Here is a 23,839-nt window from a genome sequence, read left to right as displayed (position 1 = left end):
TACGCCAACGCAGCGTCACCAGGTAATGCCGGATGGCGCTGCGCTTATCCGGCCTACAACTCAAAATCCCCGGTGGCGCTACCGCTTACCGGGGCTACAGCGCCGTGCGATTTAGTAGCCCGGACAAGGCGCAATGCGCCGCCCCCTACGCCTGCGCGGCGTCGATCTCGGCAAACACCTGCTGCGCAAGGTGCAGCGTGGCGTTTGCCGCCGGTAAGCCGCAGTACAGCGCCGAATGCATAATCAACTCTTTCAGCTCATCACGGGTCACGCCGTTATTAAAGGCGGCGCGCAGATGCATCTTAAGTTCCGCCTCGCGGTTGAGCGCAATCAGCATCGCAATAGTGATCATGCTGCGGGTATGGTGATCGAGCCCCGGACGCGTCCAGGTTTCTCCCCAGGCGTAACGGGTAATGAAATCCTGAAACTCCTCATTCAGCGGCGTGAGGTTCTGCAGCGTACGGTCAACGTGAGCATCGCCTAATACCTTGCGGCGAACCTCCATTCCCTGCTGGTAACGTTGTTTATCTTCCATTTTGCTCCCCCAGCAAAAAGCCGTTCAGCGCGGCGTTAAAGGCGGCTGGCGCTTCGATATTCGACAGATGCGACGCGCTCAGCACCACCACCTGGGAATCGGCAATCTGCTGATGCAGGAAGTTAGCGTCGGCGACAGTGGTGACAGGGTCACTTTCTCCGGCAATAATCAGCATCGGAATCGCAATTTGCCCGACCTCTCCCCGCAGGTCTGCCGCCGCCAGCGCTTCGCAGCAGGCGGCGTAGCCTTCAGCGTCGCTATGGGTCAACTGGTGACATAACGCCTCGACCACCTCCGGCGCGCGCTGGCGGAAATTATCACTAAACCAGCGGTCCGCCGCTCCCGCGGCAACCACATCCATCCCTTCCTGACGCACCGCGCGGGCGCGGGAAAGCCAGCCCGACTGATCGCCGATCCGCGCCGCGGTATTAGCCACCGCCACCGCATAAAAACGTTCCGGCGCAAAGCGCGCCAGCCATAATCCCGTCAGCCCGCCCATCGAAATACCGCAAAACAGTGCCTTACCGATATTAAGGTGATCGAGCAGCGCAATCACATCTTCACCCAATTGCGCCAGGGTCACCTTGCCATTTTTCGTCGTTTTACCATGGCCGTGGGTGTCATAACGCAGTACGCGAAAATTCGCCGTCAGCGCATCCAGCTGCGGCTGCCACATGGCGCGCGTGGTGCCAAGCGAGTTCGACAGCACGATAACCGGCGCGCCTTCCGGCCCGTCGAGTTGATAATCAAGATTCATGATGTTGCTCCTGATAACGCGCCAGTACCTGGCGCACAAAGCGTTCGGCGCTACCGGTAGCCGTTGCAGGATCCAGTAGCGCGTTTAAACGTTCGCGGGAGAGATACTGACTGACCAGCGGGTCGGCCGCCAGCAAATCGACAAGCAAGCCATTGCGATCCAACGCCTGACGACACAGCGCTTCTACACGATGGTGCGCCTCGGCTTTGCCGATAAACTCCGCCAGCGCCAGGGTCACCGCTTCCGCCATAATCAGCCCGTGAGTGATATCAAGGTCGGCACGCATCTTATGCACGAAAACCTGCATCTCGCGCACCAGCATGTCAGTTTGCGCCAGCGCCCCGCCCACCAGCATAATCAGCTCCGGTAGCGTTTCCCATTCCGCCTGCCAGCCGCCGAGCGCGCGCTCATGCTGTTGGATTTGGCCGGCGTAGAGGGTGGCGACCAGCCCCGGCGTGCGCTGCGCCGCGGTTAGAATCGCCGCGCAGGAGACCGGGTTACGTTTGTGCGGCATGGTCGAGGAGCCCCCGCGCCCTTCCGCCAGCGGCTCGCCGACTTCCGCAACCTCGGTTTGCATCAGCAGCGAAAAATCATTGGCGAATTTTCCCAGAGTGCCGCAAACGCCAGCGAACCAGGCGCCGACTTCGAGGAAACGGTCGCGCTGGCTATGCCATGGCGTATCCGGCAACTGCAGGTCGAGGGTTTGCGCCAACGCCTGCGCCACCTGCGGCGCCTGCTGTTTCAATGAATCAAGCGTGCCCGCCGCACCGCCAAACTGCAGCGCCAGCACCCGTGGGCGCATCTCAATCAACCGCTGTTGCCAGCGCAGCAGCGCATCCAGCGTCCCCGCCAGTTTAAGGCCAAAGGTGACCGGTAGCGCATGCTGCATCCAGGTGCGCCCCGGCATCACCGTATGTTGATAGCGCTGCGCCTGTTCGGCGAACGCGTCAATCAGGCTTTGTAGCAGGCTATCCGTCGCCGCCAGCGCGCCCCGCAGTTGCAGAACAAAGCCGGTATCGATAGCGTCCTGGCTGGTGGCGCCCCAATGGACATAGCGCGCGGCGTCCGGATCCTGCGCTTTCACCCGCGCAGTCAGCTGTTTGACCAGCGGAATAGCCAGATTGCCGGCGCTGGCCGCCGATTGTCCCAGCGCGTCGAAATCGATAAGCGCATGCCGGCAGGCGTTGACTATCGGCGAGACTGCCGCCTGCGGCACCAGCCCGCAGTCGGCCTGCGCCTGCGCCAGCGCGGCTTCGAAATCCAGCATACCCTGTACCCGCTGCGCATCGCTGAACCAGTCGGTTAACGGACTGCTGCGCAACATGGGGGTCAACAAACTCATCGCGACTCCTTAAACGCGTTCAATAATCAGCGCAATCCCCTGACCCACGCCGATACACATCGTGCACAGCGCATAGCGGCCGCCGGTACGCTTCAGCTGATAAGCGGCGGTCATCGCCAGACGTCCGCCGGAAGCCCCCAGCGGATGACCCAGCGCAATGGCCCCGCCGTTGGGGTTAACGTGGGCGGCATCATCCGGCAGACCTAAATCACGGGTAACCGCCAGCGCCTGCGCGGCAAAAGCCTCATTCAGTTCGATGACATCCATCTGCGCCAGCGTCAGCCCGGTTTGCGCCAGCACCTTACGCACCGCCGGCGCCGGGCCGAAGCCCATAATCCGCGGCGCCACCCCCGCTGTCGCCACGCCGACAACCCGCGCCAGCGGCTGTAAATCATTCGCCGACATCGCCTGTTCACTGGCCAACAGCAGCGCGCAGGCGCCGTCGTTGACGCCGGAGGCGTTACCGGCGGTAACGCTGCCGTCGGTGCGGACCACGCCGCGCAGTTTAGCCAGCGCCTCCAGCGAGGTGCTGCGCGGATGTTCATCGCGGCTGAAACGCAGCGGCTCACCTTTGCGCTGCGGCACCGATACGGCGATCAGTTCATCGGCGAAACGCCCCGCTTCCTGCGCCGCCGCGGTACGTAACTGACTGCGTAGCGCAAAAGCGTCCTGGTCGGCGCGAGAAATGGCAAACTCATCGGCGACGTTTTCCGCGGTTTCCGGCATCGAGTGCACGCCGTACTGCGCTTTCATCTGCGGGTTAATAAAGCGCCAGCCGATGGTGGTATCTTCCATCTGCATCGAGCGGCTAAAGGCGCTCTCGGCTTTGCCCATCACAAACGGCGCGCGCGACATACTCTCCACCCCACCGGCGATCATCAGTTGAGTTTCGCCGCTTTTAATCGCCCGCGCCGCGACGCCGATTGCATCGAGACTGGAACCACAGAGGCGGTTAATCGTGCTGCCGGGAACGCTCTGCGGCAGCCCGGCCAGCAACAGCGCCATGCGCGCCACGTTACGGTTATCTTCTCCGGCCTGGTTGGCGCAGCCGTAGATCACATCGTCGATCAGCGCCGGATCGAGTCCCGGGTTACGCTCCAGCAGCGCTTTCAGCGGCAGCGCCGCCAAATCGTCGGCGCGCATACTGGATAATGCGCCGCCAAAACGGCCAAACGGCGTACGCACCGCATCACAGATAAATGCCTGATTCATCATAGGTTCCTTACGCACTTTCCGCCAGTTGTTCAAAAGTCAGCGCCACCGGAGTGATGCGCTGTAGCTCTTCAAAGGAGAGGCCATTAAAGATTTCGCGCACCACCGGGCCGCGGTCGGTAATATCGATGACCGCCAGATCGGTATAGATACGGCTGACGCAACCGACGCCGGTCAGCGGGTAGCTGCACTGTTCGACCAGTTTGCATTCGCCATCGCGGGTCAGATGGTCCATCATCACAAACACCTGGCGGGCGCCGATAGCCAAATCCATCGCCCCTCCAACCGCCGGGATCGAATCCGGCGCGCCGGTGCTCCAGTTAGCGAGATCGCCGCTGGCGGAAACCTGATAGGCGCCCAGCACGCAGATATCCAGATGTCCGCCGCGCATCATGGCGAAGGAGTCGCCATGGTGGAAAAAACAGCCGCCCTGCAGCAGGGTGACATACTCTTTACCCGCGTTGATCAGTTCTGGATCCTCTTCGCCGGGCTGCGGCTTCGGCCCCATTCCCAGTAGCCCGTTTTCACTGTGCAGGAACACCTCTTTATCGGCAGGTAGATAGTTGGCGATGCGGGTCGGCAGACCGATACCAAGGTTGACGTAAGCGCCTTCCGGAATATCGCGGGCGACGCGCTGGGCCATTTCGTCACGAGTCAGTTTTTGCATGTTCGGCTCCTCAGGCGCTTTGCGCGACGGACAGATTTTCCAGCGAGAATACACGCTGGACGAAAATCCCCGGGGTGATGATGTTTTCCGGGTCGAGTTCGCCAAGGGCGACCAGCTGCGAGACTTCAACAATGGTGGTTTTGGCGGCGGTCGCCATAATCGGGCCGAAGTTGCGCGCCGCTTTGCGGTAGACCAGGTTGCCCCAGCGGTCTCCCTGGTGGGCCTTAATCAAGGCGAAGTCAGCTTTAATCGGATACTCAAGCACATAATGGCGGCCATCTATTTCCCGGGTTTCTTTGCCTTCCGCCAGCGGCGTGCCGTAGCCGGTAGGGGTAAAGACCGCGCCGAGACCTGCGCCAGCGGCCTGGATCCGCGCCGCCAGGTTGCCCTGCGGCACCAGTTCCAGCTCAACTTTGCCGCGGCGATAGAGGTCATCGAAAATTTGTGAATCTACCTGGCGCGGGAATGAGCAGATCATTTTGCGCACCCGCCCGGCTTTGAGCAGCGCCGCCAGCCCCACTTCGCCATTACCCGCGTTGTTATTAATAATGGTTAGGTCGCGGGCGCCCTGGTCAATCAGGGCGTCAATCAGATACGTCGGCTGCCCGGCGGGGCCAAATCCGCCGATCATGATGGTCGCGCCGTCGTGGATCCCGGCAATGGCCTCACTCAGCGTCGACACGCTTTTATCAATCATCAGGTCGCTCCTTAACGTGCGGTAATCGCACTTATATGCGTTGTTCGCACAAAATGTGACCCGCTTAACGATGCTGGTCAAGGGCGATAATCGAAATATGGTGCGATAATCGAACATCGTATATCTTTAGCGAAAGAATGTGATCGATGGCAAATACGGAGAACAAAATGGACAAGCATCCAGATGATGTAGTGGCGGGCGACGGCGATCCGTTTAAGGGCGACCCGAACTTTATGGCGTCGCTGGCGCGGGGGCTGGAAGTGATTCAGGCTTTTACCCCGCAGCGCCCGGTGCTGTCGATTTCGCAGATCAGCCAAAAGACCGGCATCCCCCGAGCGGCGGTACGGCGCTGCCTGTATACCTTAAGCAAACTGGGATTCGTCTACGCCGAAGACGGTAAGAATTTCCAGCTGCGTCCGCGGATCCTCGCCCTCGGTCACGCCTGGCTGGCCTCAACGCCGCTGGCGCGCTCGGCGCAGCCGGTGCTCAAGCATCTGAGCGAAATGCTCAATGAATCCTGCTCAATCGCCACCCTCGATGGCGACGATATCCTGTATATCGCCCGCGCCTCCAGTTCGCGAATTATGACGATCGATCTTGATATCGGCAGCCGCCTGCCGGCGTGGGCGACCTCCATGGGCCGCGTGCTGTTAAGCCATCAGCCGGAAGAACGGCTGAACGACATGCTGGGCCGGGTGACGATGATTCGCTACACCCCGCAAACGGTAGATTCGGTGAATAAGCTGCGCGCGGAGCTAAAACGCGTGCATCAGCAGGGATATGCGTTGAACGATCAGGAACTGGAAATGGGGCTGCGTTCGCTGGCGGTACCGCTATATAACCCGCAGGGACAGGTGGAAGCAGCGCTGAACGTCGGGGTTCACGCGGGCCAGATGTCGACCCGCGAAATGCTGGACAGAGTGCTGCCGGAATTACAAAAAGCCGCCCGCGAGCTAACGCTGCTGCTGCGCTAGCGGCTGCGTTTAGCGTGCAGCTCCCAGTTCTCCTGCTTAGCCTGTTCGGATTTACGCAGCGCCACGTAACAAGCGCCGCTGCCGCCGTGGTGCGGTAGCGCGGCGCAAAACGCCTGTACCTCGGGCAGCTCTGGCAGCCAGCGCGCCAGGTAGCTGCGAATAATATTGGCGTGGGCCTGGTCATCACGGCCTTTGCCGTGGATGATAAGTAAATTACGCAGCCCCTCTTTTTGCGCCTGTATCACGAAGGCGAACAGCATTTGCCGACACTGTTCGACCGGCTGGCGCAGGAGCGACAGGCTTGCCTGCTGGCTGTATTTTCCGCGCCGCAGTTTTTCCAGCACTCCGCTTTGCAGCCCTTCCCGTTTGAACTCCAGCGGCACGGCGAGCGGCACAATATCGAGGTAGCCGGTGGTCAGATAATTATCGAGCTGCAGGGTATCGATACGCTGCGGGGCGCGCACGTTGCGCTCACGGTGCCAGTGTACGTCATTATTGCGTTTCAGAGGCTGGACATCCTCCATGGCGTCAAGAAACAGGGATTTGTCGTCAAGGTTCATGGTCTCTCCTCCAGCGGCTATCGCCTGCTACTATAGCCGCCTCGCGCCTCCCCCTCAACGCGTTTAGCCGCCACTGCCGGCAAATAGCCCCACGCAGGATTTTTAAGGAAACAATTGACGGCTTTGACGACGAAACAAGGTGATTAACGAAGCCGTTAACGGCGTTGGTCGCGTATCGCGCCGCTGGATCAGGTAGTAGGTTGCCCTGGGCAACGTTTCACGTATCGGGATCATCACCAGTTTATCCGCCATCATCGGATCGTTTCCGAGCTCTACCGGCAGAATGCTGAGGAAATCGCTCTTCACCACCAGACTGATGCACGAAGAGAAGGTTTCACACACGATATCGACCTTGGGCGCCAGCCCGGCCTGGTTAAACATCTCCTGCAGTTGTTTAAAGTAGCTGCCGCGCGGCGTTGGCATCGTCCAGTGGTGATCGAGCAATTCAGCGAGAGAAGTGGCGCGCGCAGCCGGATGTCCGGCGCGGGCGAATACCGCGAACGGTTTCTCAAACAGTTTTTCAAAGCTGAATTCATGATCGTACGGACCGGGATAGTAGGTGTTGATAGTGAAATCAAGCTCACCCTGACGCAGCTCATTAATCATCGCCAGGAGTTGCCCTTCCATGATCCGCACCTTCACCAACGGATGCTGCTGATGAAAGCGGCAGATCACCGATGGCATCAGCGAACGGGCGACGCTGGCGCCGAGACCAATATTAATCTGCCCGGCCTGCTCGCCCTGACGCTGCAGCAGTTCATCCTGCGCCGCCCGCAGCTCTTCAAGGATCAGGCTCGCATGTTGGTAAAAACTTTCGCCGTTTTCCGTCAGCGCCACCCCCTGGCTGCGGCGGACAAACAGTTGGGCGGAAAGCCCCTCTTCCAGCTCTTTAATCGCCTTGGTCAACGCAGGCTGCGAGATCGCCAGCGCCCGGCTGGCGCCGCGAATACTCCCCTCGCGGGCAACCTCAACGAAAGCGCGAATTTGATGAAATTTAATCTGAAATGACATGCTTTAGATGATAACCATTGTTTATCAGACAGAAGAAAATGACATCTACTGTAATCGAACATGCTGTGGCAGGTTAAGGGTGAGATTGCATGAAAGGCGTATGTGATAAGCAAAAGCTATCACTTCGTGAACGCCGTCACACTTTTTTAATATGACAGGAAGGGTTATGCCGCAACTTCATGAATTCATCAGCCAACTGGCGCCGGAAATGACGCAATGGCGTCGTGATTTTCACCTGCACGCGGAGTCCGGATGGCTGGAATTTCGTACCGCCAGCAAGGTTGCCGAGATCTTAGACGGACTCGGTTATCAACTGGCGCTCGGGCGCGACGTTATCGATGCCGACAGCCGAATGGGGCTGCCCGACGACGCCACCCTGGCACAGGCATTCCAGCGCGCCCGCGAACAGGGAGCGCCGGAACGTTGGCTACCGGCTTTTGAAGGCGGATTCGCCGGCGTCGTCGCCACCCTGGACACAGGCCGCCCCGGCCCGACGCTGGCGTTTCGTGTCGATATGGACGCGCTCGATCTTAACGAACAACACGACGATTGCCATCGCCCGCATCGCGCAGGTTTCGCCTCCTGCAACGCCGGAATGATGCACGCCTGCGGTCATGACGGCCATACCGCCATTGGGCTGGGTTTAGCGCATGTGCTACAGCAGTATGCCGATCGGCTCAACGGGATCATCAAGCTGATTTTCCAGCCTGCCGAAGAAGGCACCCGCGGCGCGCGCGCGATGGTGGCGGCAGGCGTGCTCGATAACGTGGACTACTTCACCGCCATTCATATCGGCACCGGCGTCCCCAGCGGCACCGTGGTCTGCGGTGGTGACAACTTTATGGCGACCACCAAATTCGACGTGCAATTCGAGGGAGTCGCCGCTCACGCCGGCGGCAAACCGGAAGATGGGCGCAACGCGCTACTGGCCGCCGCGCAGGCCGCCCTCGCCCTGCACGCCATCGCGCCGCACAGCGCCGGCGCCTCGCGGGTTAACGTCGGTGTTATGCAGGCCGGTACCGGGCGCAACGTAGTCCCTTCTTCCGCGCTGATAAAAGTCGAAACCCGCGGCGAGACGGAAGCTATCAACCAGTATGTGTTTGAGCGGGCGCAAAACGTGATTGCCGGCGCCGCAGCGATGTATGAAGCCCGCTATGAACTACGGCTCATGGGCGCGGCGACCTCCAGCGCACCTTCTCCAGCGTGGGTGCAATACCTACGTGAACAGGCAGCACAGGTGCCAGGTGTGATAGAGGCGGTGGATCATATTGCTGCGCCGGCGGGATCCGAAGATGCCACTTTGATGATGGCGCGGGTACAGGAGCGCGGCGGACTGGCTTCATACATGATTTTCGGTACTGAACTGAGCGCCGGACATCACAATGAGAAATTTGATTTCGACGAAGGGGTCATGACCATCGCGGTCGAGACGCTGGCGCGCATCGCGCTCAACTTTCCCTGGCAGCGAGGTGTGTGATGGAAAAGATCTATCAATTTGTTGATGACATCATTGAATCGCGACGCGACGATTTTTGCGCTATTGCCGATGATATCTGGGATCATCCGGAAACCCGATTCCAGGAATTCTGGTCCGCCGCGCGGTTGGCCGACGCGCTGGAAGCGGAAGGTTTTCAACTAAGCCGTCACGCTGGTGGAATCCCCAATGCGTTTATCGCCAGCTTTGGCGAGGGTAAACCAGTCATCGCCCTGCTCGGCGAGTTTGATGCGCTGGCAGGACTCAGCCAACAGGCGCACAGTGCTGAACCAACATCCGCGACGCCGGGGGAAAATGGCCACGGCTGTGGGCATAATCTACTTGGCACCGCAGCGTTCGCCGCTGCTGTCGCTGCGAAACAGTGGCTGCAGCAGCATGGCGGCTCGGGCACCCTGCGCTTTTATGGTTGCCCGGGTGAAGAAGGAGGCTCGGGTAAAACCTTCATGATGCGCGAGGGACTATTCGATGATATCGACGCCGCCCTCACCTGGCATCCGGAAGCCTGGGCCGGGATGTTCAGCACCAGCACGCTGGCCAATATTCAGGCGGCGTGGCGCTTTACCGGAACCGCCGCCCACGCGGCAAACTCACCGCATCTTGGGCGTAGCGCGTTGGACGCGGTCACGCTGATGACCACCGGCAGTAACTTCCTCAATGAGCATATTATCGAGAAAGCGCGTGTGCACTACGCCATTACCGATACCGGCGGCGTGTCGCCCAACGTGGTGCAGGCGCAGGCTGAAGTGCTGTATTTGATTCGCGCTCCGGAAATGGCCGACGTGCAGCAAATCTTTGCCCGTATTGAGAAAATTGCTCAGGGTGCCGCGCTGATGACCGAAACCAGCGTCAGCTGTCGTTTTGAAAAAGCCTGTTCCAGCTATCTCCCCAATCGCACGCTGGAAGCGGCAATGTATCAGGCCGTGTGTCATTACGGTACGCCGCAATGGAGTAACGAAGAGCGCGCTTTCGCAGCGGATATTCGCGCCACGCTCGGCGTGAACGATATACAGAACAGCCTGAAGAATATTGCCGGCACCAGCGGTGAAGAAGGAAAAGCGTTTGCCCGCCGCCATCACGACACGGTGCTGATCGATGAAGTCGCGCCGTGGGCGGCGACGGAAAACGTGCTGGCCGGATCTACCGACGTCGGCGACGTGAGCTGGAAAGCGCCGGTGGCCCAGTGTTTTAGCCCCTGCTTCGCCATCGGTACGCCGCTGCACAGCTGGCAACTGGTAAGCCAGGGAAGAACCTCCATCGCCCATAAAGGGATGCTGCTGGCGGGTAAGATACTGGGAGCAACGGCGATTCGTTTGTTCAGCGACAGGTCGTTGCTCGAAGCAAGCCAGCAGGAACTGGCTCAGGTACTGGCGGTAAGCCCATACCAGTGCCCGATCCCGCGTGACGTCGTACCATCAATTTTACAATAAGAAAAATTAGCCTCTGGGATAACGTACAGCGTGATGGCAATCGCCAATAAAAATAACAGCTGACAACCCATGAGGTATGCCGCAACCAACACAACAACGACAACTGAGGAACGCCCATGAGTATGTCATCCATACCGTCGCATTCCCCCACCGGTAAGCTGTATGGCTGGGTTGAGAAAATAGGTAATAAGGTTCCGCATCCATTTTTGCTGTTTATCTATCTGATAGTGGCGCTGATGGCCGCTACCGCCATCTTGTCGGCGCTAAACGTCGGCGTACAGAACCCCACCGACGGTTCGCGAGTGGTGGTAAAGAATCTGCTCAGCGTGGAAGGGCTGCACTGGTTTCTGCCAAACGTGATTAAAAACTTTAGCGGCTTCGCGCCGCTGGGGGCGATTCTGGCGCTGGTGCTCGGCGCCGGTTTTGCCGAACGCGTCGGCCTGCTGCCATCGCTGATGGTCAAGATGTCATCGCACGTTAGCGCGCGTTACGCCAGTTATATGGTGCTATTTATCGCCTTTTTCAGCCATATCTCTTCCGACGCGGCGCTGGTCATTATGCCGCCGCTAGGGGCGTTGATGTTTCTCGCCGTCGGTCGTCATCCAGTGGCGGGGTTACTGGCGGCAATTGCCGGCGTTGGCTGCGGATTCACGGCAAATTTACTCATTGTCACCACCGACGTATTGCTCTCCGGTATCAGTACCGAAGCGGCGAAAACGCTCGATGCCTCGCTGCATGTTAGCGTCATCGACAACTGGTACTTCATGGCTACCTCAGTCATCGTACTTACTCTGGTCGGCGGATTGATTACCGATAAACTGGTCGAGCCGCGGTTAGGAAAGTGGCAGGGTAAGAGCGATGAAACCCTACAGACGCTGACGGCGGAACAGCGCTTCGGGCTGCGCATTGCCGGTATTGCGGCGCTGTTGTTTGTGGCGGTTATTGCGCTGATGGTGGTGCCGGACAACGGCATTCTGCGCGATCCCATCAAGCATACCGTGATGCCCTCGCCCTTTATTAAAGGCATTGTGCCGCTGATTATCTTTTTTTCTTTGTCGTATCTTTAGCTTACGGCATCGCCACCGGCAAAATTCGCCGTCAGGCTGACCTGCCGCAGTTAATGATCGAGCCGATGAAGGAGATGGCCGGATTTATCGTGATGGTCTTCCCGCTGGCCCAGTTTGTCGCCATGTTTAACTGGAGCAACATGGGGAAATTCATGGCCGTTGGTCTGACCGATGTGCTGGAGAGCGCCGGGATGAATGGGGTGCCGGCGTTTGTCGGCCTGGCGCTACTGTCGGCGTTTTTGTGTATGTTTATCGCCAGCGGTTCGGCTATCTGGTCGATTCTGGCGCCCATTTTTGTACCAATGTTTATGCTGCTGGGCTTTCACCCGGCGTTTGCGCAGATCCTGTTCCGCATCGCTGACTCTTCCGTGCTGCCGCTCGCGCCGGTATCGCCGTTTGTGCCGCTGTTTCTCGGCTTTTTACAGCGCTACCGGCCCGATGCCAAACTGGGCACCTACTATTCGCTGGTATTACCCTACCCACTCATTTTCTTAGCCGTCTGGCTACTGCTGCTGGTGGGCTGGTATCTTGTCGGGCTGCCGATAGGTCCCGGCATCTATCCGCGTTTGCCCTAACGCAGCGACAGGCCAGGGAGGGCCTGCGTGAGTTAACGAATTGTGGTGCGGTTCAGGAGCGTTTTACACAGACTTTCGATGGCCAACGACAGCAAATTGATAGCTAACCCACTGATAATCAACACAACAACTCCCGTTAATATGTATTGCATATCGCCACCTTTCTGTTGGTTAAAAAAAACCAGCGCCAAAGCGCTGGAAAAATAATTGACTCAAGGAATGCCTGTATATTTATCTGCGACGCCGGGTGCCTCCCGGTGAATTAGCCAGTTCACGCTAATTCGCGTGCGTATGACAAACTGCATAGAGATTTGAACTGAACGCTCCTCCGCACAGGGGAATTCGCCGCCAGACAAAGGTAGCAAAATGCTCTTTCTGCCGCGCCTGCTAGTTAATGCAAAAATAAACATTGCTCCCCGTCCCTTTATTCCGGCAATTTGCGATTGGGCAATCGAATGACGGAATTTAAATGACTGCGATTCGTATTTATAAATTAATAGTACAGCCTTTCATTATTTGCTGACCTTTCGGAGGTATAGTTGGCAGAGCGCACGTCATGATATGGTGTGCTCTTGCCGAAATAACCTCGTAGAAGGAAGACCGATGCTGACGCTACTGCAAGATAAAATCGATACCCCGCTGGGGCCGTTGTGGGTCATTTGCGATGAACAATTTAACCTGCGCGCCGTGGAGTGGGATCAGCACCGTGACCGTATGGAGCAACTGCTCGACATCCACTACCGCCATGAGGGTTATGAACGTCTTGATGCGCGCGATCCGGGCGGGCTGAGCGCGAAGCTGCGGCAATACTTCGATGGCGATCTCGCAATTATCGATACCCTGCCGACCGCCACCGGCGGGACGCCGTTTCAACGTCAGGTCTGGCAAGCGCTGCGCACGATTCCCTGCGGGCAAGTCATGCACTACGGTCAGTTAGCCGAGGCTCTCGGCCGCCCAGGCGCGGCCCGTGCGGTCGGCGCGGCAAACGGTTCCAATCCGGTCAGCATTGTGGTTCCCTGCCATCGGGTGATTGGCCGTAACGGCACCATGACCGGCTACGCCGGGGGCGTACAGCGCAAAGAGTGGTTATTGCGCCATGAAGGCTATTTGCTGCTTTAACAGATAATGCCTTTTTTGGAAATTACAGGTAACTTTACAATAATTGATCGCTTAATAAATTTCTTGTTATCAAAGAGATAGGGTGAAAGGTATATTTCCCCTTCTAATATTGCGTCTTTCCGGGTTTCGAGACTTACTTGCTCCTCAAAAAGATGTTAAAATTGACCAATATCAATTAAAGCTTGAGCAGACATATGATCCCGGAAAAGCGAATTATACGACGCATTCAGTCTGGTGGTTGTGCAATCCATTGTCAGGATTGCAGCATTAGCCAGCTCTGCATCCCCTTTACTTTGAACGAACATGAGCTGGATCAGCTTGATAATATCATCGAGCGTAAGAAGCCTATTCAGAAAGGGCAAACCCTGTTCAAAGCGGGTGATGAGCTGAAGTCGCTGTACGCTATCCGTTCAGGGACCATCAAAAGCTACACCATCACCGAACAAGGCGATGAGCAGATTACCGGCTTCCACCTGGCGGGTGATTTGGTCGGTTTTGACGCCATTGGCACCGCCCTGCACCCAAGCTTTGCGCAGGCGCTGGAAACCTCAATGGTTTGTGAAATTCCGTTCGAAACGCTGGATGATCTTTCCGGTAAAATGCCGAACCTGCGTCAGCAGATGATGCGCCTGATGAGCGGCGAGATCAAAGGCGATCAGGACATGATCCTGCTGCTTTCCAAAAAGAACGCAGAAGAACGGCTGGCGGCCTTTATCTACAACCTGTCCCGCCGTTTCGCGCAGCGCGGCTTCTCACCGCGTGAGTTCCGCCTGACCATGACGCGTGGCGACATCGGCAACTATCTGGGCCTGACGGTAGAAACCATTAGCCGCCTGCTCGGTCGTTTCCAGAAAAGCGGTATGCTGGCGGTGAAAGGGAAATATATCACCATCGAAAACAGCGATCTGCTGGCGCAACTGGCAGGCCAGGCGCGCAACGTCGCCTGATTTATCTCCGCTATACTTTCTTCTACCTTGTGCCGGATCGACATTTTTTTCTAATTTGTTGATCTGGCCAGGGTCATCCCCTGTTTCAATTCATCCATATAGGTTATCTTTTTAATGACTGACTGTAGCTACAGCTGTAAGGAGACCCTGTATGGCGAAGTATCAGAACATGCTGGTAGTAATCGACCCTAACCAGGACGACCAGCCTGCATTACGGCGCGCGGTGTATCTGCACCAACGGATTGGTGGACGCATCAAAGCCTTTTTGCCGATCTATGATTTTTCCTATGAAATGACCACCCTGCTGTCGCCCGACGAGCGCACGGCGATGCGCCAGGGCGTGATTAGCCAACGCAGCGCCTGGATCCGTGAACAGGCCAAGTTTTACATTGAATCCGGGGTGCCAATCGATATCAAAGTGGTGTGGCACAACCGCCCCTTTGAAGCCATCATTCAGGAAATCATCAGCGATAAACACGACCTGCTGCTGAAAATGGCCCATCAGCACGACAAACTCGAAGCAGTCATCTTCACCCCGACCGACTGGCACCTGCTGCGCAAATGTCCATGCCCGGTATGGATGGTTAAAGATCAACCGTGGCCGGAAGGAGGTAAAGCGCTGGTAGCGGTTAATCTGGCCAGTGAAGAGAACTATCACAACGCCCTCAATGAAAAACTGGTGCGGGAGACTATCGCCCTCGCCGATCAGGTTAACCATACCGAAGTACATCTGGTTGGCGCCTATCCGGTGACGCCTATCAACATCGCCATTGAATTACCTGATTTTGACCCGAGCATCTATAACGATGCGATTCGCGGCCAGCATCTGCTGGCTATGAAAGCGCTGCGCCAGAAGTTCAGCATCGATGAAAACCGCACCCACGTAGAGAAAGGGCTGCCGGAAGAGGTTATCCCTGATTTAGCTGAACATCTGCAGGCCGGGATTGTGGTGCTGGGCACCGTTGGCCGCACCGGTATTTCTGCCGCGTTTCTCGGCAATACCGCGGAACAGGTTATCGACCACCTGCGCTGCGACCTACTGGTACTGAAACCGGAAGCTTATCAAACCCCGGTTGAACTGGACGATGAAGACGACGACTAACGGCGTCTCATGAGGTTTGAAATTATATCTAACATCCCCCGCCCGTCGGGGGATTTTTTTGTCGGCCCGCTAAAAAAGAAAAAGGGCCATACGGCCCCGGATATCAACGCTAATTTAACAAGCTTAGAGAATGCGTTAGTGGATACCTAAACGCCAGGCCAGGTCGATCTCTTCTTTTAGTTCCATCGACGAAAGCGACATCAGATCGGCAAACTCGAGCTCGAGGAGTTTGAGCTTCTTCAGGTACTGCGCGGGGGTCATAACAGCGGTATCGCGGCGCAGGTACTCGATGGCCATCTGCGTGGGGGTTAACTCGGTATCCATAATATCCTCAGTGTGGTGAAAAAACAGGCATAGTATAACACCCATCGCCGTTCACTTTATGAGCAAATCATGGTTTCGCTGTCTATATAAAAAAGCCGTCTCAACAGAGACGGCTTAGAGCGTTGCGCTATTACAGCGCTTTCAGAATGGCATCCACGCTGGCTTTAGCGTCGCCAAACAGCATGTGGGTGTTCTCTTTGAAGAACAGCGGGTTCTGCACGCCTGCATAGCCGGTGTTCATCGACCGTTTAAAGACCACCACGTTTTGCGCCTTCCACACTTCCAGCACCGGCATACCGGCGATCGGGCTCTTCGGATCGTCCTGCGCCGCCGGGTTCACCGTGTCGTTCGCGCCAATCACCAGTACAGTATCGGTATCGGCGAAATCATCGTTAATTTCATCCATTTCCAGCACCACATCGTACGGAACCTTCGCTTCCGCCAGCAGCACGTTCATGTGCCCCGGCAGTCGTCCGGCGACCGGGTGGATACCGAAGCGCACCTTGATACCGCGCGCACGCAGCTTCTCAGTGATTTCCGCCACCGGATACTGCGCCTGCGCCACCGCCATCCCGTAGCCCGGCGTGATGATCACGGAATGCGAGTTTTTCAGCATTTCCGCCGTCTCTTCGGCGCTGATTTCACGATGCTCGCCAACTGCTTCATCGTCGCTGGAACTGCCGCCATCGGTGCCGAAACCGCCGGCGATAACGCTGATAAACGAACGGTTCATCGCCTTACACATAATGTAGGAGAGGATGGCACCGGAAGAACCGACCAGCGCGCCGGTCACGATCAGAAGGTCATTGCTGAGCATGAAGCCCGCCGCCGCCGCCGCCCAACCGGAGTACGAGTTCAGCATCGATACCACCACCGGCATATCCGCGCCGCCGATAGACGCCACCAGGTGCCAGCCGAACGCCAGGGCGATAATGGTCATCACCAGCAGGCATAGTACCTGCGTTCCGGTGCTGTCAGTACGCACGAAGGCCACCAGCAGCAGGAAAGAGATGACTAACGCCGCCAGGTTCAGCTTGTGGCGATTCGGCAACATCAGCGGTTTTGACGAAATTTTGCCGCGCAGCTTACCAAAAGCAACGATCGAGCCGGTGAAGGTCACGGCGCCGATAAAGATGCCAAGAAACACTTCAGTCAGGTGAATATTCGCCAGCACCTGATCGAGCCCCGGTCCGTGGTCGAGATAACTGTTGAAGCCGACCAGCACCGCCGCCAGACCAACGAAGCTATGCAGCACCGCCACCAGCTCCGGCATCTCGGTCATTTCGACTTTCTTCGCCAGACGGATACCAATCGCGCCGCCGATAACCATCGCCACGATGATCCAGCCGACGTTACCGCTGTCCGGCCCAAAGATGGTGGCAATCAGCGCAATCGCCATCCCGGCGATGCCGTACAGGTTCCCCTGCTTCGACGTTTCGTGCTTTGACAGCCCCGCAAGGCTAAAGATAAACAGAATAGCGGCAACAATGTATGCAGCTGTAACTAATCCTCCAGACATGTGCTACCCCTTAGTTTTTGCGGAACATTTTCAGCATGCGCTGAGTGACGGTGAAACCACCAAAAATATTAATGCTGGCGATCAACACCGCGATAAAGCTGAGGAAGCTGACCCAGCCGCCGTGCCCTATCTGCAGCAATGCCCCAACGACAATAATCCCTGAAATGGCGTTGGTTACCGACATGAGCGGCGTGTGCAGCGCGTGCGACACGTTCCACACCACGTAGTAACCGACTACGCAGGAGAGCGCGAAGACGGTAAAGTGACCCAGAAACTCTTTCGGCGCGACGTTCGCAAGCCAGCCAAAGAGGATAATCGCCAGCGCCATCAGCGCGTATTTACGCCACGGCGAAGCTGGTTTAGCCTCTTCTTTTGGCGCTTCGACGGTTTTCGCCGCCGCCTGCGGCTGCGCGGAGACCTGAATCGGCGGCGCCGGCCAGGTAATTTCGCCCTCGCGGACCACCGTGACGCCGCGTACCACTACATCGTCGAAATCGATGGTGATATTGCCGTCTTTTTCCTTGCACAGCAGCTTCAGCAGGTTTACCAGGTTGGTGCCGTAGAGCTGAGAAGATTGCGTCGGCAGACGACCCGGCAGGTCGGTATAGCCGATAATTTTCACGCCGTTGGCGGTAGTCACGACTTCGCCCGGCACGGTGTATTCACAGTTGCCGCCGTTTTGCGACGCCAGATCGACCACCACGCTGCCTGGCTTCATGGTGTCAACCATTTCGCGGGTAATCAGCTTCGGCGCCGGTTTACCCGGGATTAAAGCCGTGGTGACAATGATATCGACATCTTTCGCCTGCGCAGCGAACAGCGCCATCTCGGCTTTGATAAAGGCTTCAGACATGACTTTGGCGTAACCGTCGCCGCTGCCCGCTTCTTCTTTAAAATCCAGTTCAAGGAACTCGGCGCCCATACTCTGCACCTGCTCTTTCACCTCCGGACGGGTATCGAAGGCGCGGACGATGGCGCCGAGGCTGTTCGCCGCGCCGATCGCCGCAAGGCCGGCGACGCCTGCGCCGATTACCATCACCTTCGCTGGCGGCACTTTACCCGCCGCGGTGATCTGGCCGGTGAAGAAACGGCCGAATTCATGCGCCGCTTCGACAATCGCGCGATAACCGGCGATGTTGGCCATCGAACTCAGGGCATCTAACGACTGGGCGCGGGAAATACGCGGCACCGAGTCCATCGCCATGACGTTGATACCGCGAGCGGCCAGCTTTTCCATAAGATCCGGATTCTGCGCCGGCCAGATGAAACTCACCAGCGTGGTGCCCGGATTGAGCTTCGCAATCTCCGCATCGTTCGGCGCGTTAACCTTGAGGATAACGTCGGAGTGCCAGACGTTATCCGCGCTGACGATTTCCGCGCCCGCCTGTTCAAATGCTTCATCGTCGAAGCTCGCCAGTTTCCCGGCCCCGCTCTCGACCGCCACGCTAAACCCGAGCTTAAGCAGCTGCTCGACCGTCTTCGGCGTCGCAGCGGCCCGGGTTTCCTGAGCTAAGCTCTCTTTTGGTATCCCAATTCGCATAGTTTTCCCTTCCATCGGTTTTTGATGATGGTTTATTTTTTTCACAAATGCGCCAGCGGCGGCGCAAAAACGCCGCTCAGGTATTCATCTGGAAAATGAAACAGTAACAAACTTTTTATAACCTACTGAAAATACCGATTGTGATCTACATCGTTAAAACAGAATTTTTGATTTTATTGAGAAAAATTAGTCCTGACTGCGTCAGGCAGCAATATTTGCCTTAATTTTATGCCAGAACCTGATAATTCGCTTACCTGAGGGATTAATTCGCCATTTATTACCGTCAGTATCATTGCATTAACATTACGTTAACTTATAAAAGTGATATTGATTATCGATTTTGCTGTTCAAGGGGCTGTTTTTTCAACATATCAGTATTTGTTATATTTTTGTAACGAACGAATCGGGCGGGAAGTGAAAAATGACGCAGACAGTTACGTTGTTTAAATGCAATAATCACCTGTTTTCAGTCAACAACAATACCAGTACATGGTTTGCGCAAGGCAAAGGATTATTTTTATGAAGCTTAAGAACACACTCCTGGCGTCTGCTCTTCTGGCTACCACCGCGTTGTCTGCCCATGCAGCGACCGAGCTGACTCCGGAGCAAGCGGCAGCGCTGAAGCCCTATGACCGCGTCGTCGTCACTGGCCGTTTTAACGCGATTGGCGATGCCGTACAGGCGGTTTCCCGCAAGGCGGATAAAGATGGCGCAGCTTCCTTTTATGTTGTCGACACCTCAGATTTCGGCAACGGCGGCAACTGGCGCGTAACGGCGGATTTCTATAAAGAAAACGCCCCGCAGGCGGATACCCCGAAAAACCGTATCATTAACGGCGTGATGGAACTGCCGAAAGACCAGGCCGTCACGCTGATGCCGTATGACACTGTGACCGTACAGGGCTTCTACCGCAGCCAGCCGGAAGTCAACGACGCCATCGCCAAAGCGGCGAAAGCCAAAGGCGCGTATGCCTTCTTCATCGTCCGCCAGGTTGACGCCAACCAGGGCGGCAACCAGCGCATCACCGCTTATATCTATAAAAAGGATGCGCAGAAGCGCGTACTGCAGAGCCCTGATGCGATTCCAGCGGATTCCGAAGCCGGCCGCGCCGCTCTGGCGAAAGGCGGCGAAGCGGCTAAAAATGTCGAGATCCCAGGCGTGGCCTCCTCTGCGGCCGTCGGCGCCGGCACCGGCGTAGGCCTGTTCTATGAAACCCAATCGTCGAAAGGCGGACGTTACACTGTCACCCTGCCGAATGGTACTAAAGTCGAAGAGGTGAACAAAATCACCGCCGCGCAGATGGTGCCGTTTGATAGCATCAAATTCACCGGTAACTACGGCAATATGACGGAAATCTCCTACCAGACTGCGAAACGCGCGGCGAAGAAAGGGGCAAAATACTACCACATCACCCGCCAGTGGCAGGAACGTGGCGGTAACATCACCATTAGCGCCGACCTGTATAAGTAATCGGTTTCAGCTGCTCAAAAAGGCGACATCGGGTCGCCTTTTTACATTTTTTCGCCCGCCGCCATTGCATGCGTTCAAGACACTCCGTAAAATCCCGCGCCTTAGCGTAATCCTCCATTTTTATGCGATTTCGCCAAATAAATATTCTTGATTCACTGTTGTCACCTCGGGAATACAATGGAAAAGAAACTGGGCCTTAGCGCCCTGACCGCACTGGTACTCAGCTCCATGCTGGGCGCGGGCGTTTTCAGTTTGCCGCAAAACATGGCTGCCGTCGCCAGCCCATCCGCTCTGCTTATCGGCTGGGCCATCACCGGCGTCGGGATTTTGTTCCTCGCTTTCGCCATGCTATTGCTGACCCGAATCCGCCCGGAACTGGACGGCGGAATCTTTACCTATGCCCGTGAAGGTTTTGGCGAACTGATCGGTTTCTGTTCCGCCTGGGGTTACTGGCTGTGCGCGGTGATTGCCAACGTCTCCTACCTGGTTATCGTCTTCTCCGCCCTCAGTTTCTTCACCGATACGCCGGAGATGCGTATTTTTGGTGACGGTAACACCTGGCAGGCGATCGTCGGCGCGTCCGTGCTGCTCTGGGTGGTGCATTTTCTGGTGCTGCGTGGGGTCCAGACCGCGGCAGGCATTAACCTGGTGGCGACGCTGGCTAAACTGTTGCCGCTCGGCGCATTTGTGGCGCTGGCCGCTATCGCGTTCCGGCTAGATACTTTCCGCCTCGACTTTAGCGGTATCGCGCTCGGCGTACCGGTATGGGAACAGGTGAAAAACACCATGCTGATCACCCTGTGGGTATTTATCGGCGTGGAGGGCGCAGTAGTAGTCTCTGCTCGCGCGCGCCACAAGCGCGACGTTGGCCGCGCGACGCTGCTGGCGGTGGTCTCGGCGCTGGCGGTTTATCTGCTGGTCACCCTGCTGTCGCTGGGCGTTGTCGCCCGCCCGGAACTGGCTGAAATGCGCAACCCGTCGATGGCTGGCCTGATGGTCAAAATGATGGGGTCATGGGGCGAAGTAGTAATCGCCGCGGGATTAATTATCTCCGTCTGCGGCGCCTATTTAAGCTGGACCATTATGGCCGCCGAAGTGCCGTATCTGGCGGCGACGCATAAAGCGTTCCCGCGCCTGTTCGCCAAAACCAATAAGAATAATGCGCCTTCTTCCTCGCTGTGGTTGACCAACATCAGCGTGCAGATTTGTCTGGTGCTGATTTGGCTTACCGGATCCGACTACGGTACCCTGCTAACCATCGCCTCAGAAATGATTCTGGTGCCCTATTTCCTCGTTGGCGCTTTCCTGCTTAAGATTGCCGTACGTCCGTTACATAAAGCCGTGGGTGTCGGCGCGTGCGTTTATGGCTTATGGTTATTGTATGCGTCCGGTCCTGTGCATTTGTTATTGTCGGTGGTACTTTACGCTCCGGGTCTTCTGGTTTTCCTGTACGCCCGCCGTACGCACCAGCACGATCGCATGCTCAAACGCCGTGAAATGGCATTAATTGGTTTTTTGCTGGTTGCCGCCGTTCCGGCAACGTGGATGCTGGTGGGGTAAGCGGTTGCCCTACCGCTGAACTTGAAAGGAGATACCCATGGCTGAACCACAGCCTCGTCCGGTCCTGATCACAGGAGCAGGCCGCCGTATCGGCCTCGCTCTGGCACACCATTTTTTAAACCAGCAGCAACCGGTGATCGTCAGCTATCGCCAGCATTATCCTTCGATTGACACCCTGCGCGAAGCCGGCGCGGTGTGTCTGCAGGCCGATTTCAGCAGCGACGACGGTATTCTTACCTTCGCGGAAGCGGTGAAGGCGCAGACCAGCGGGCTGCGTGCGATTATTCATAACGCCAGTGATTGGATGGCGGAAAAACCCGGTGTGCCGTTATCCACGGTGATATCGCGGATGATGCAGATTCACGTCCACGCGCCCTATCTGCTTAACCATGCGCTGGAGAGCCTGCTGCGTGGTTTTGGTCACGCCGCCAGCGATATTATTCACATTACCGACTACGTGGTGGAACGCGGCAGCGATAAGCATATCGCCTATGCCGCCAGTAAAGCGGCACTTGATAATATGACCCGCTCTTTCGCCCGTAAGCTGGCCCCGGAAGTGAAGGTCAACGCCATCGCGCCATCGCTGATTATGTTTAACGAGCATGATGACGCTGAATATCGTAAACAGGCGCTGGATAAATCGCTGATGAAAATCGCGCCGGGTGAAAAAGAGATAATCGACCTCATCGATTATCTGTTCACCAGTTGCTACGTGACCGGCCGCTCTTTCGCTGTCGACGGCGGCCGACCGCTGCGCTAGTGGAAACGGCTCCAGCCGAGGATCAGCAACCAGGCCGCCAGACTCCAGCAGATCACCGCGCCTGCCAGCGCGTAAGGCAGGCGCATTACGCCAGTGAAGTACCATAATGAAAGTAAGTAGATAAAATACGGGATGATTGACCACATGCCGAAGACAATAGTCGTGCGCAGCGCTTCAATGCCGCGCTCGCTGGCGACGATATAATGGGCAATCAGCGCGAAGGTCGGAAATAACGGAATTAAACCGGCAATATAGTAATTTTTGGTTTTTGACAGTACGCCTATCAGTACCACCACCAGCGCTCCCAGCAGCGCTTTAATCAACAGCCCCATTTTATGCCTTAACATTTGAACAACAATGTTCCACCAGCATAACGGAAGAACATTTGTTTATGAAAGATTAATGGCAGGCAATTTGCGGGCGGTGTATGTTAGCTTTTTAATTTATACGCGTAAGATATGAATAAGATCGTTTTTGTTGAGGATGAGCCCGAAGTTGGCGCGCTTATCGCCGCCTATCTGGGAAAGCATGATATGGACGTGGTTGTTGAGCCGCGCGGCGACCGGGCCGAAGAGGTTATTGCTCGTGAACAACCCGATCTGGTACTGCTGGATATCATGCTGCCTGGCAAAGACGGGATGACGCTGTGCCGCGACCTGCGCAGCCAGTGGCAGGGGCCTATCGTGTTGCTGACCTCGCTCGATAGCGATATGAACCATATTCTGTCGCTGGAGATGGGCGCCAGTGATTATATCCTCAAAACCACCCCACCTGCGGTGCTGCTGGCCCGCTTACGTTTGCATCTGCGCCAGCACGTGACTTCGCCGTCGATGCCCGCTCCCGCAACCCTGACGCCGCATAAAGCCATTGTCTTTGGTTCGCTGTCGATCGACCCGGTTAACCGTCAGGTATTGCTCGGCGGCGACAACGTTGCTTTGTCCACCGCCGATTTTGACCTGCTGTGGGAGCTGGCGACCCATGCCGGGCAGATTATGGATCGCGATGCGCTGTTGAAAAATCTCCGCGGCGTCAGCTACGACGGCATGGATCGCAGCGTCGATGTCGCGATTTCACGCCTGCGTAAAAAACTGCTCGACAACGCCACCGAGCCCTACCGCATCAAGACGGTGCGCAACAAAGGCTATTTGTTCGCCCCGCATGCCTGGGATAATTAATCCG

The 23,839-nt window shown here is 56.8% G+C and carries 22 protein-coding genes and 1 pseudogene; 11 read left to right on the top strand and 12 right to left on the bottom strand.

From position 1 onward, the window contains the following. Positions 1–145 precede the first annotated feature (145 nt). Genes pcaC through EAE_RS18470 form a run of 6 tightly spaced genes read right to left on the bottom strand, consistent with a single transcriptional unit; the run spans position 146 to position 5,210 of the window. Complete coding sequence (gene pcaC / locus EAE_RS18495; RefSeq protein ID WP_015705266.1) at positions 146–535, bottom strand: 4-carboxymuconolactone decarboxylase; 390 nt, start codon at positions 533–535, stop codon at positions 146–148. Next, on the bottom strand, positions 525–1,292 hold the full coding sequence (gene pcaD, locus EAE_RS18490; protein WP_015705265.1) for a 3-oxoadipate enol-lactonase: 768 nt from the start codon (positions 1,290–1,292) through the stop codon (positions 525–527). Before pcaD ends, pcaC begins: the two co-directional genes overlap by 11 nt. Next, positions 1,282–2,634: a 3-carboxy-cis,cis-muconate cycloisomerase gene (locus EAE_RS18485; RefSeq protein ID WP_015705264.1), complete on the bottom strand. Its 1,353-nt coding sequence runs from the start codon at positions 2,632–2,634 to the stop codon at positions 1,282–1,284. The genes pcaD and EAE_RS18485 overlap by 11 nt, the downstream gene beginning before the upstream one ends. Before the next feature lie 9 nt (positions 2,635–2,643). After that, a complete protein-coding gene (pcaF, locus tag EAE_RS18480; protein WP_015705263.1) occupies positions 2,644–3,846 on the bottom strand; it encodes a 3-oxoadipyl-CoA thiolase in 1,203 nt (400 codons plus the stop codon). A 10-nt stretch (positions 3,847–3,856) separates the two neighbouring features. Further along, entirely contained in the window at positions 3,857–4,513 is a 657-nt protein-coding gene (locus tag EAE_RS18475; protein ID WP_015705262.1) for a 3-oxoacid CoA-transferase subunit B, read from the bottom strand. Positions 4,514–4,523: 10 nt separating this feature from the next. Continuing rightward, on the bottom strand, positions 4,524–5,210 hold the full coding sequence (locus EAE_RS18470; RefSeq protein ID WP_015705261.1) for a 3-oxoacid CoA-transferase subunit A: 687 nt from the start codon (positions 5,208–5,210) through the stop codon (positions 4,524–4,526). Positions 5,211–5,377: 167 nt separating this feature from the next. Here EAE_RS18470 and EAE_RS18465 point away from each other — a divergent pair, with 167 nt between their 5' ends. Continuing rightward, on the top strand, positions 5,378–6,184 hold the full coding sequence (locus EAE_RS18465) for an IclR family transcriptional regulator domain-containing protein (protein ID WP_015366809.1): 807 nt from the start codon (positions 5,378–5,380) through the stop codon (positions 6,182–6,184). Here EAE_RS18465 and smrA read toward each other — a convergent pair. Both smrA and EAE_RS18455 read right to left on the bottom strand, forming a co-directional pair. Next, a complete protein-coding gene (smrA, locus tag EAE_RS18460; protein WP_015366810.1) occupies positions 6,181–6,744 on the bottom strand; it encodes a DNA endonuclease SmrA in 564 nt (187 codons plus the stop codon). The genes EAE_RS18465 and smrA overlap by 4 nt on opposite strands. Positions 6,745–6,846: 102 nt before the next feature. Beyond that, positions 6,847–7,755 carry a LysR family transcriptional regulator gene (locus tag EAE_RS18455; protein WP_015705260.1) on the bottom strand — a complete coding sequence of 303 codons (909 nt, stop codon included), beginning with the start codon at positions 7,753–7,755 and terminating at the stop codon, positions 6,847–6,849. 166 nt (positions 7,756–7,921) lie between these two features. Between EAE_RS18455 and EAE_RS18450 the strand changes: the two genes are divergently transcribed. The 6 genes and pseudogenes from EAE_RS18450 to uspE all read left to right on the top strand — a co-directional run bounded on the left by EAE_RS18450 (position 7,922) and on the right by uspE (position 15,487). Continuing rightward, the gene (locus tag EAE_RS18450; RefSeq protein ID WP_015705259.1) at positions 7,922–9,232 is read left to right on the top strand and encodes a M20 family metallo-hydrolase; all 1,311 of its coding nucleotides are present in this window, start codon (positions 7,922–7,924) and stop codon (positions 9,230–9,232) included. Beyond that, a complete protein-coding gene (locus tag EAE_RS18445; RefSeq protein WP_015705258.1) occupies positions 9,232–10,677 on the top strand; it encodes a M20 family metallopeptidase in 1,446 nt (481 codons plus the stop codon). Before EAE_RS18450 ends, EAE_RS18445 begins: the two co-directional genes overlap by 1 nt. A gap of 116 nt (positions 10,678–10,793) precedes the next feature. Further along, positions 10,794–12,319: pseudogene (gene abgT, locus EAE_RS18440) on the top strand (p-aminobenzoyl-glutamate transporter). 603 nt (positions 12,320–12,922) lie between these two features. Beyond that, the gene (ogt, locus tag EAE_RS18435; protein WP_015366816.1) at positions 12,923–13,438 is read left to right on the top strand and encodes a methylated-DNA--[protein]-cysteine S-methyltransferase; all 516 of its coding nucleotides are present in this window, start codon (positions 12,923–12,925) and stop codon (positions 13,436–13,438) included. A 194-nt stretch (positions 13,439–13,632) separates the two neighbouring features. Continuing rightward, on the top strand, positions 13,633–14,385 hold the full coding sequence (gene fnr / locus EAE_RS18430; RefSeq protein WP_004862555.1) for a fumarate/nitrate reduction transcriptional regulator Fnr: 753 nt from the start codon (positions 13,633–13,635) through the stop codon (positions 14,383–14,385). A 151-nt stretch (positions 14,386–14,536) separates the two neighbouring features. Next, positions 14,537–15,487 carry a universal stress protein UspE gene (gene uspE, locus EAE_RS18425; protein WP_015366817.1) on the top strand — a complete coding sequence of 317 codons (951 nt, stop codon included), beginning with the start codon at positions 14,537–14,539 and terminating at the stop codon, positions 15,485–15,487. Positions 15,488–15,622: 135 nt separating this feature from the next. Here the strand turns inward: uspE and EAE_RS18420 are convergent, their stop codons facing one another. From EAE_RS18420 to pntA, 3 genes are all read right to left on the bottom strand, one after another. After that, positions 15,623–15,811, bottom strand: coding sequence for a YdiH family protein (locus EAE_RS18420; RefSeq protein WP_015366818.1), 189 nt, complete (start codon positions 15,809–15,811; stop codon positions 15,623–15,625). Positions 15,812–15,941: 130 nt separating this feature from the next. Beyond that, positions 15,942–17,330, bottom strand: coding sequence for a Re/Si-specific NAD(P)(+) transhydrogenase subunit beta (gene pntB, locus EAE_RS18415; protein ID WP_015705257.1), 1,389 nt, complete (start codon positions 17,328–17,330; stop codon positions 15,942–15,944). Between the two features lie 10 nt (positions 17,331–17,340). Next, a complete protein-coding gene (gene pntA, locus EAE_RS18410; RefSeq protein WP_015705256.1) occupies positions 17,341–18,870 on the bottom strand; it encodes a Re/Si-specific NAD(P)(+) transhydrogenase subunit alpha in 1,530 nt (509 codons plus the stop codon). Positions 18,871–19,389: 519 nt separating this feature from the next. Here pntA and ydgH point away from each other — a divergent pair. From ydgH to folM, 3 genes are all read left to right on the top strand, one after another. Continuing rightward, on the top strand, positions 19,390–20,340 hold the full coding sequence (gene ydgH / locus EAE_RS18405; RefSeq protein WP_015366822.1) for a DUF1471 family protein YdgH: 951 nt from the start codon (positions 19,390–19,392) through the stop codon (positions 20,338–20,340). A gap of 177 nt (positions 20,341–20,517) precedes the next feature. Beyond that, positions 20,518–21,900 carry an amino acid permease gene (locus EAE_RS18400; RefSeq protein WP_015366823.1) on the top strand — a complete coding sequence of 461 codons (1,383 nt, stop codon included), beginning with the start codon at positions 20,518–20,520 and terminating at the stop codon, positions 21,898–21,900. A gap of 37 nt (positions 21,901–21,937) precedes the next feature. Then, positions 21,938–22,660 (top strand): dihydromonapterin reductase, encoded by a 723-nt coding sequence (folM, locus tag EAE_RS18395; protein WP_015366824.1) that lies wholly within the window; start codon positions 21,938–21,940, stop codon positions 22,658–22,660. On the opposite strand, the gene EAE_RS18390 is transcribed toward folM, so the two are convergent. Next, positions 22,657–22,992 (bottom strand): GlpM family protein, encoded by a 336-nt coding sequence (locus tag EAE_RS18390; RefSeq protein WP_015366825.1) that lies wholly within the window; start codon positions 22,990–22,992, stop codon positions 22,657–22,659. The genes folM and EAE_RS18390 overlap by 4 nt on opposite strands. A 126-nt stretch (positions 22,993–23,118) precedes the next feature. On the opposite strand from EAE_RS18390, the gene rstA reads away from it, so the two are divergent. Then, positions 23,119–23,835, top strand: coding sequence for a two-component system response regulator RstA (gene rstA / locus EAE_RS18385; RefSeq protein ID WP_015705255.1), 717 nt, complete (start codon positions 23,119–23,121; stop codon positions 23,833–23,835). The last annotated feature ends 4 nt before the right edge of the window (positions 23,836–23,839 follow it).

This window comes from Klebsiella aerogenes KCTC 2190 (assembly GCF_000215745.1).
Lineage (GTDB): Bacteria > Pseudomonadota > Gammaproteobacteria > Enterobacterales > Enterobacteriaceae > Klebsiella > Klebsiella aerogenes.
Note: the sequence above shows the minus strand (reverse complement) of the source record. Positions and strands in the feature narration are given on the sequence as shown.

Excerpts from the sequence above, each read along its gene's own strand:
- ogt (WP_015366816.1), top strand. The coding sequence starts at position 12,923 with ATGCTGACGCTACTGCAAGATAAAATCGATACCCCGCTGGGGCCGTTG.
- folM (WP_015366824.1), top strand. The coding sequence starts at position 21,938 with ATGGCTGAACCACAGCCTCGTCCGGTCCTGATCACAGGAGCAGGCCGC.
- EAE_RS18485 (WP_015705264.1), bottom strand. The coding sequence starts at position 2,634 with ATGAGTTTGTTGACCCCCATGTTGCGCAGCAGTCCGTTAACCGACTGG.
- EAE_RS18450 (WP_015705259.1), top strand. The coding sequence starts at position 7,922 with ATGCCGCAACTTCATGAATTCATCAGCCAACTGGCGCCGGAAATGACG.
- EAE_RS18470 (WP_015705261.1), bottom strand. The coding sequence starts at position 5,210 with ATGATTGATAAAAGCGTGTCGACGCTGAGTGAGGCCATTGCCGGGATC.
- pcaC (WP_015705266.1), bottom strand. The coding sequence starts at position 535 with ATGGAAGATAAACAACGTTACCAGCAGGGAATGGAGGTTCGCCGCAAG.
- fnr (WP_004862555.1), top strand. The coding sequence starts at position 13,633 with ATGATCCCGGAAAAGCGAATTATACGACGCATTCAGTCTGGTGGTTGT.
- uspE (WP_015366817.1), top strand. The coding sequence starts at position 14,537 with ATGGCGAAGTATCAGAACATGCTGGTAGTAATCGACCCTAACCAGGAC.
- ydgH (WP_015366822.1), top strand. The coding sequence starts at position 19,390 with ATGAAGCTTAAGAACACACTCCTGGCGTCTGCTCTTCTGGCTACCACC.
- pntA (WP_015705256.1), bottom strand. The coding sequence starts at position 18,870 with ATGCGAATTGGGATACCAAAAGAGAGCTTAGCTCAGGAAACCCGGGCC.
- pcaF (WP_015705263.1), bottom strand. The coding sequence starts at position 3,846 with ATGAATCAGGCATTTATCTGTGATGCGGTGCGTACGCCGTTTGGCCGT.
- EAE_RS18400 (WP_015366823.1), top strand. The coding sequence starts at position 20,518 with ATGGAAAAGAAACTGGGCCTTAGCGCCCTGACCGCACTGGTACTCAGC.
- pcaD (WP_015705265.1), bottom strand. The coding sequence starts at position 1,292 with ATGAATCTTGATTATCAACTCGACGGGCCGGAAGGCGCGCCGGTTATC.
- EAE_RS18390 (WP_015366825.1), bottom strand. The coding sequence starts at position 22,992 with ATGGGGCTGTTGATTAAAGCGCTGCTGGGAGCGCTGGTGGTGGTACTG.
- pntB (WP_015705257.1), bottom strand. The coding sequence starts at position 17,330 with ATGTCTGGAGGATTAGTTACAGCTGCATACATTGTTGCCGCTATTCTG.
- smrA (WP_015366810.1), bottom strand. The coding sequence starts at position 6,744 with ATGAACCTTGACGACAAATCCCTGTTTCTTGACGCCATGGAGGATGTC.
- EAE_RS18420 (WP_015366818.1), bottom strand. The coding sequence starts at position 15,811 with ATGGATACCGAGTTAACCCCCACGCAGATGGCCATCGAGTACCTGCGC.
- EAE_RS18455 (WP_015705260.1), bottom strand. The coding sequence starts at position 7,755 with ATGTCATTTCAGATTAAATTTCATCAAATTCGCGCTTTCGTTGAGGTT.
- EAE_RS18475 (WP_015705262.1), bottom strand. The coding sequence starts at position 4,513 with ATGCAAAAACTGACTCGTGACGAAATGGCCCAGCGCGTCGCCCGCGAT.
- EAE_RS18465 (WP_015366809.1), top strand. The coding sequence starts at position 5,378 with ATGGACAAGCATCCAGATGATGTAGTGGCGGGCGACGGCGATCCGTTT.
- rstA (WP_015705255.1), top strand. The coding sequence starts at position 23,119 with ATGAATAAGATCGTTTTTGTTGAGGATGAGCCCGAAGTTGGCGCGCTT.
- EAE_RS18445 (WP_015705258.1), top strand. The coding sequence starts at position 9,232 with ATGGAAAAGATCTATCAATTTGTTGATGACATCATTGAATCGCGACGC.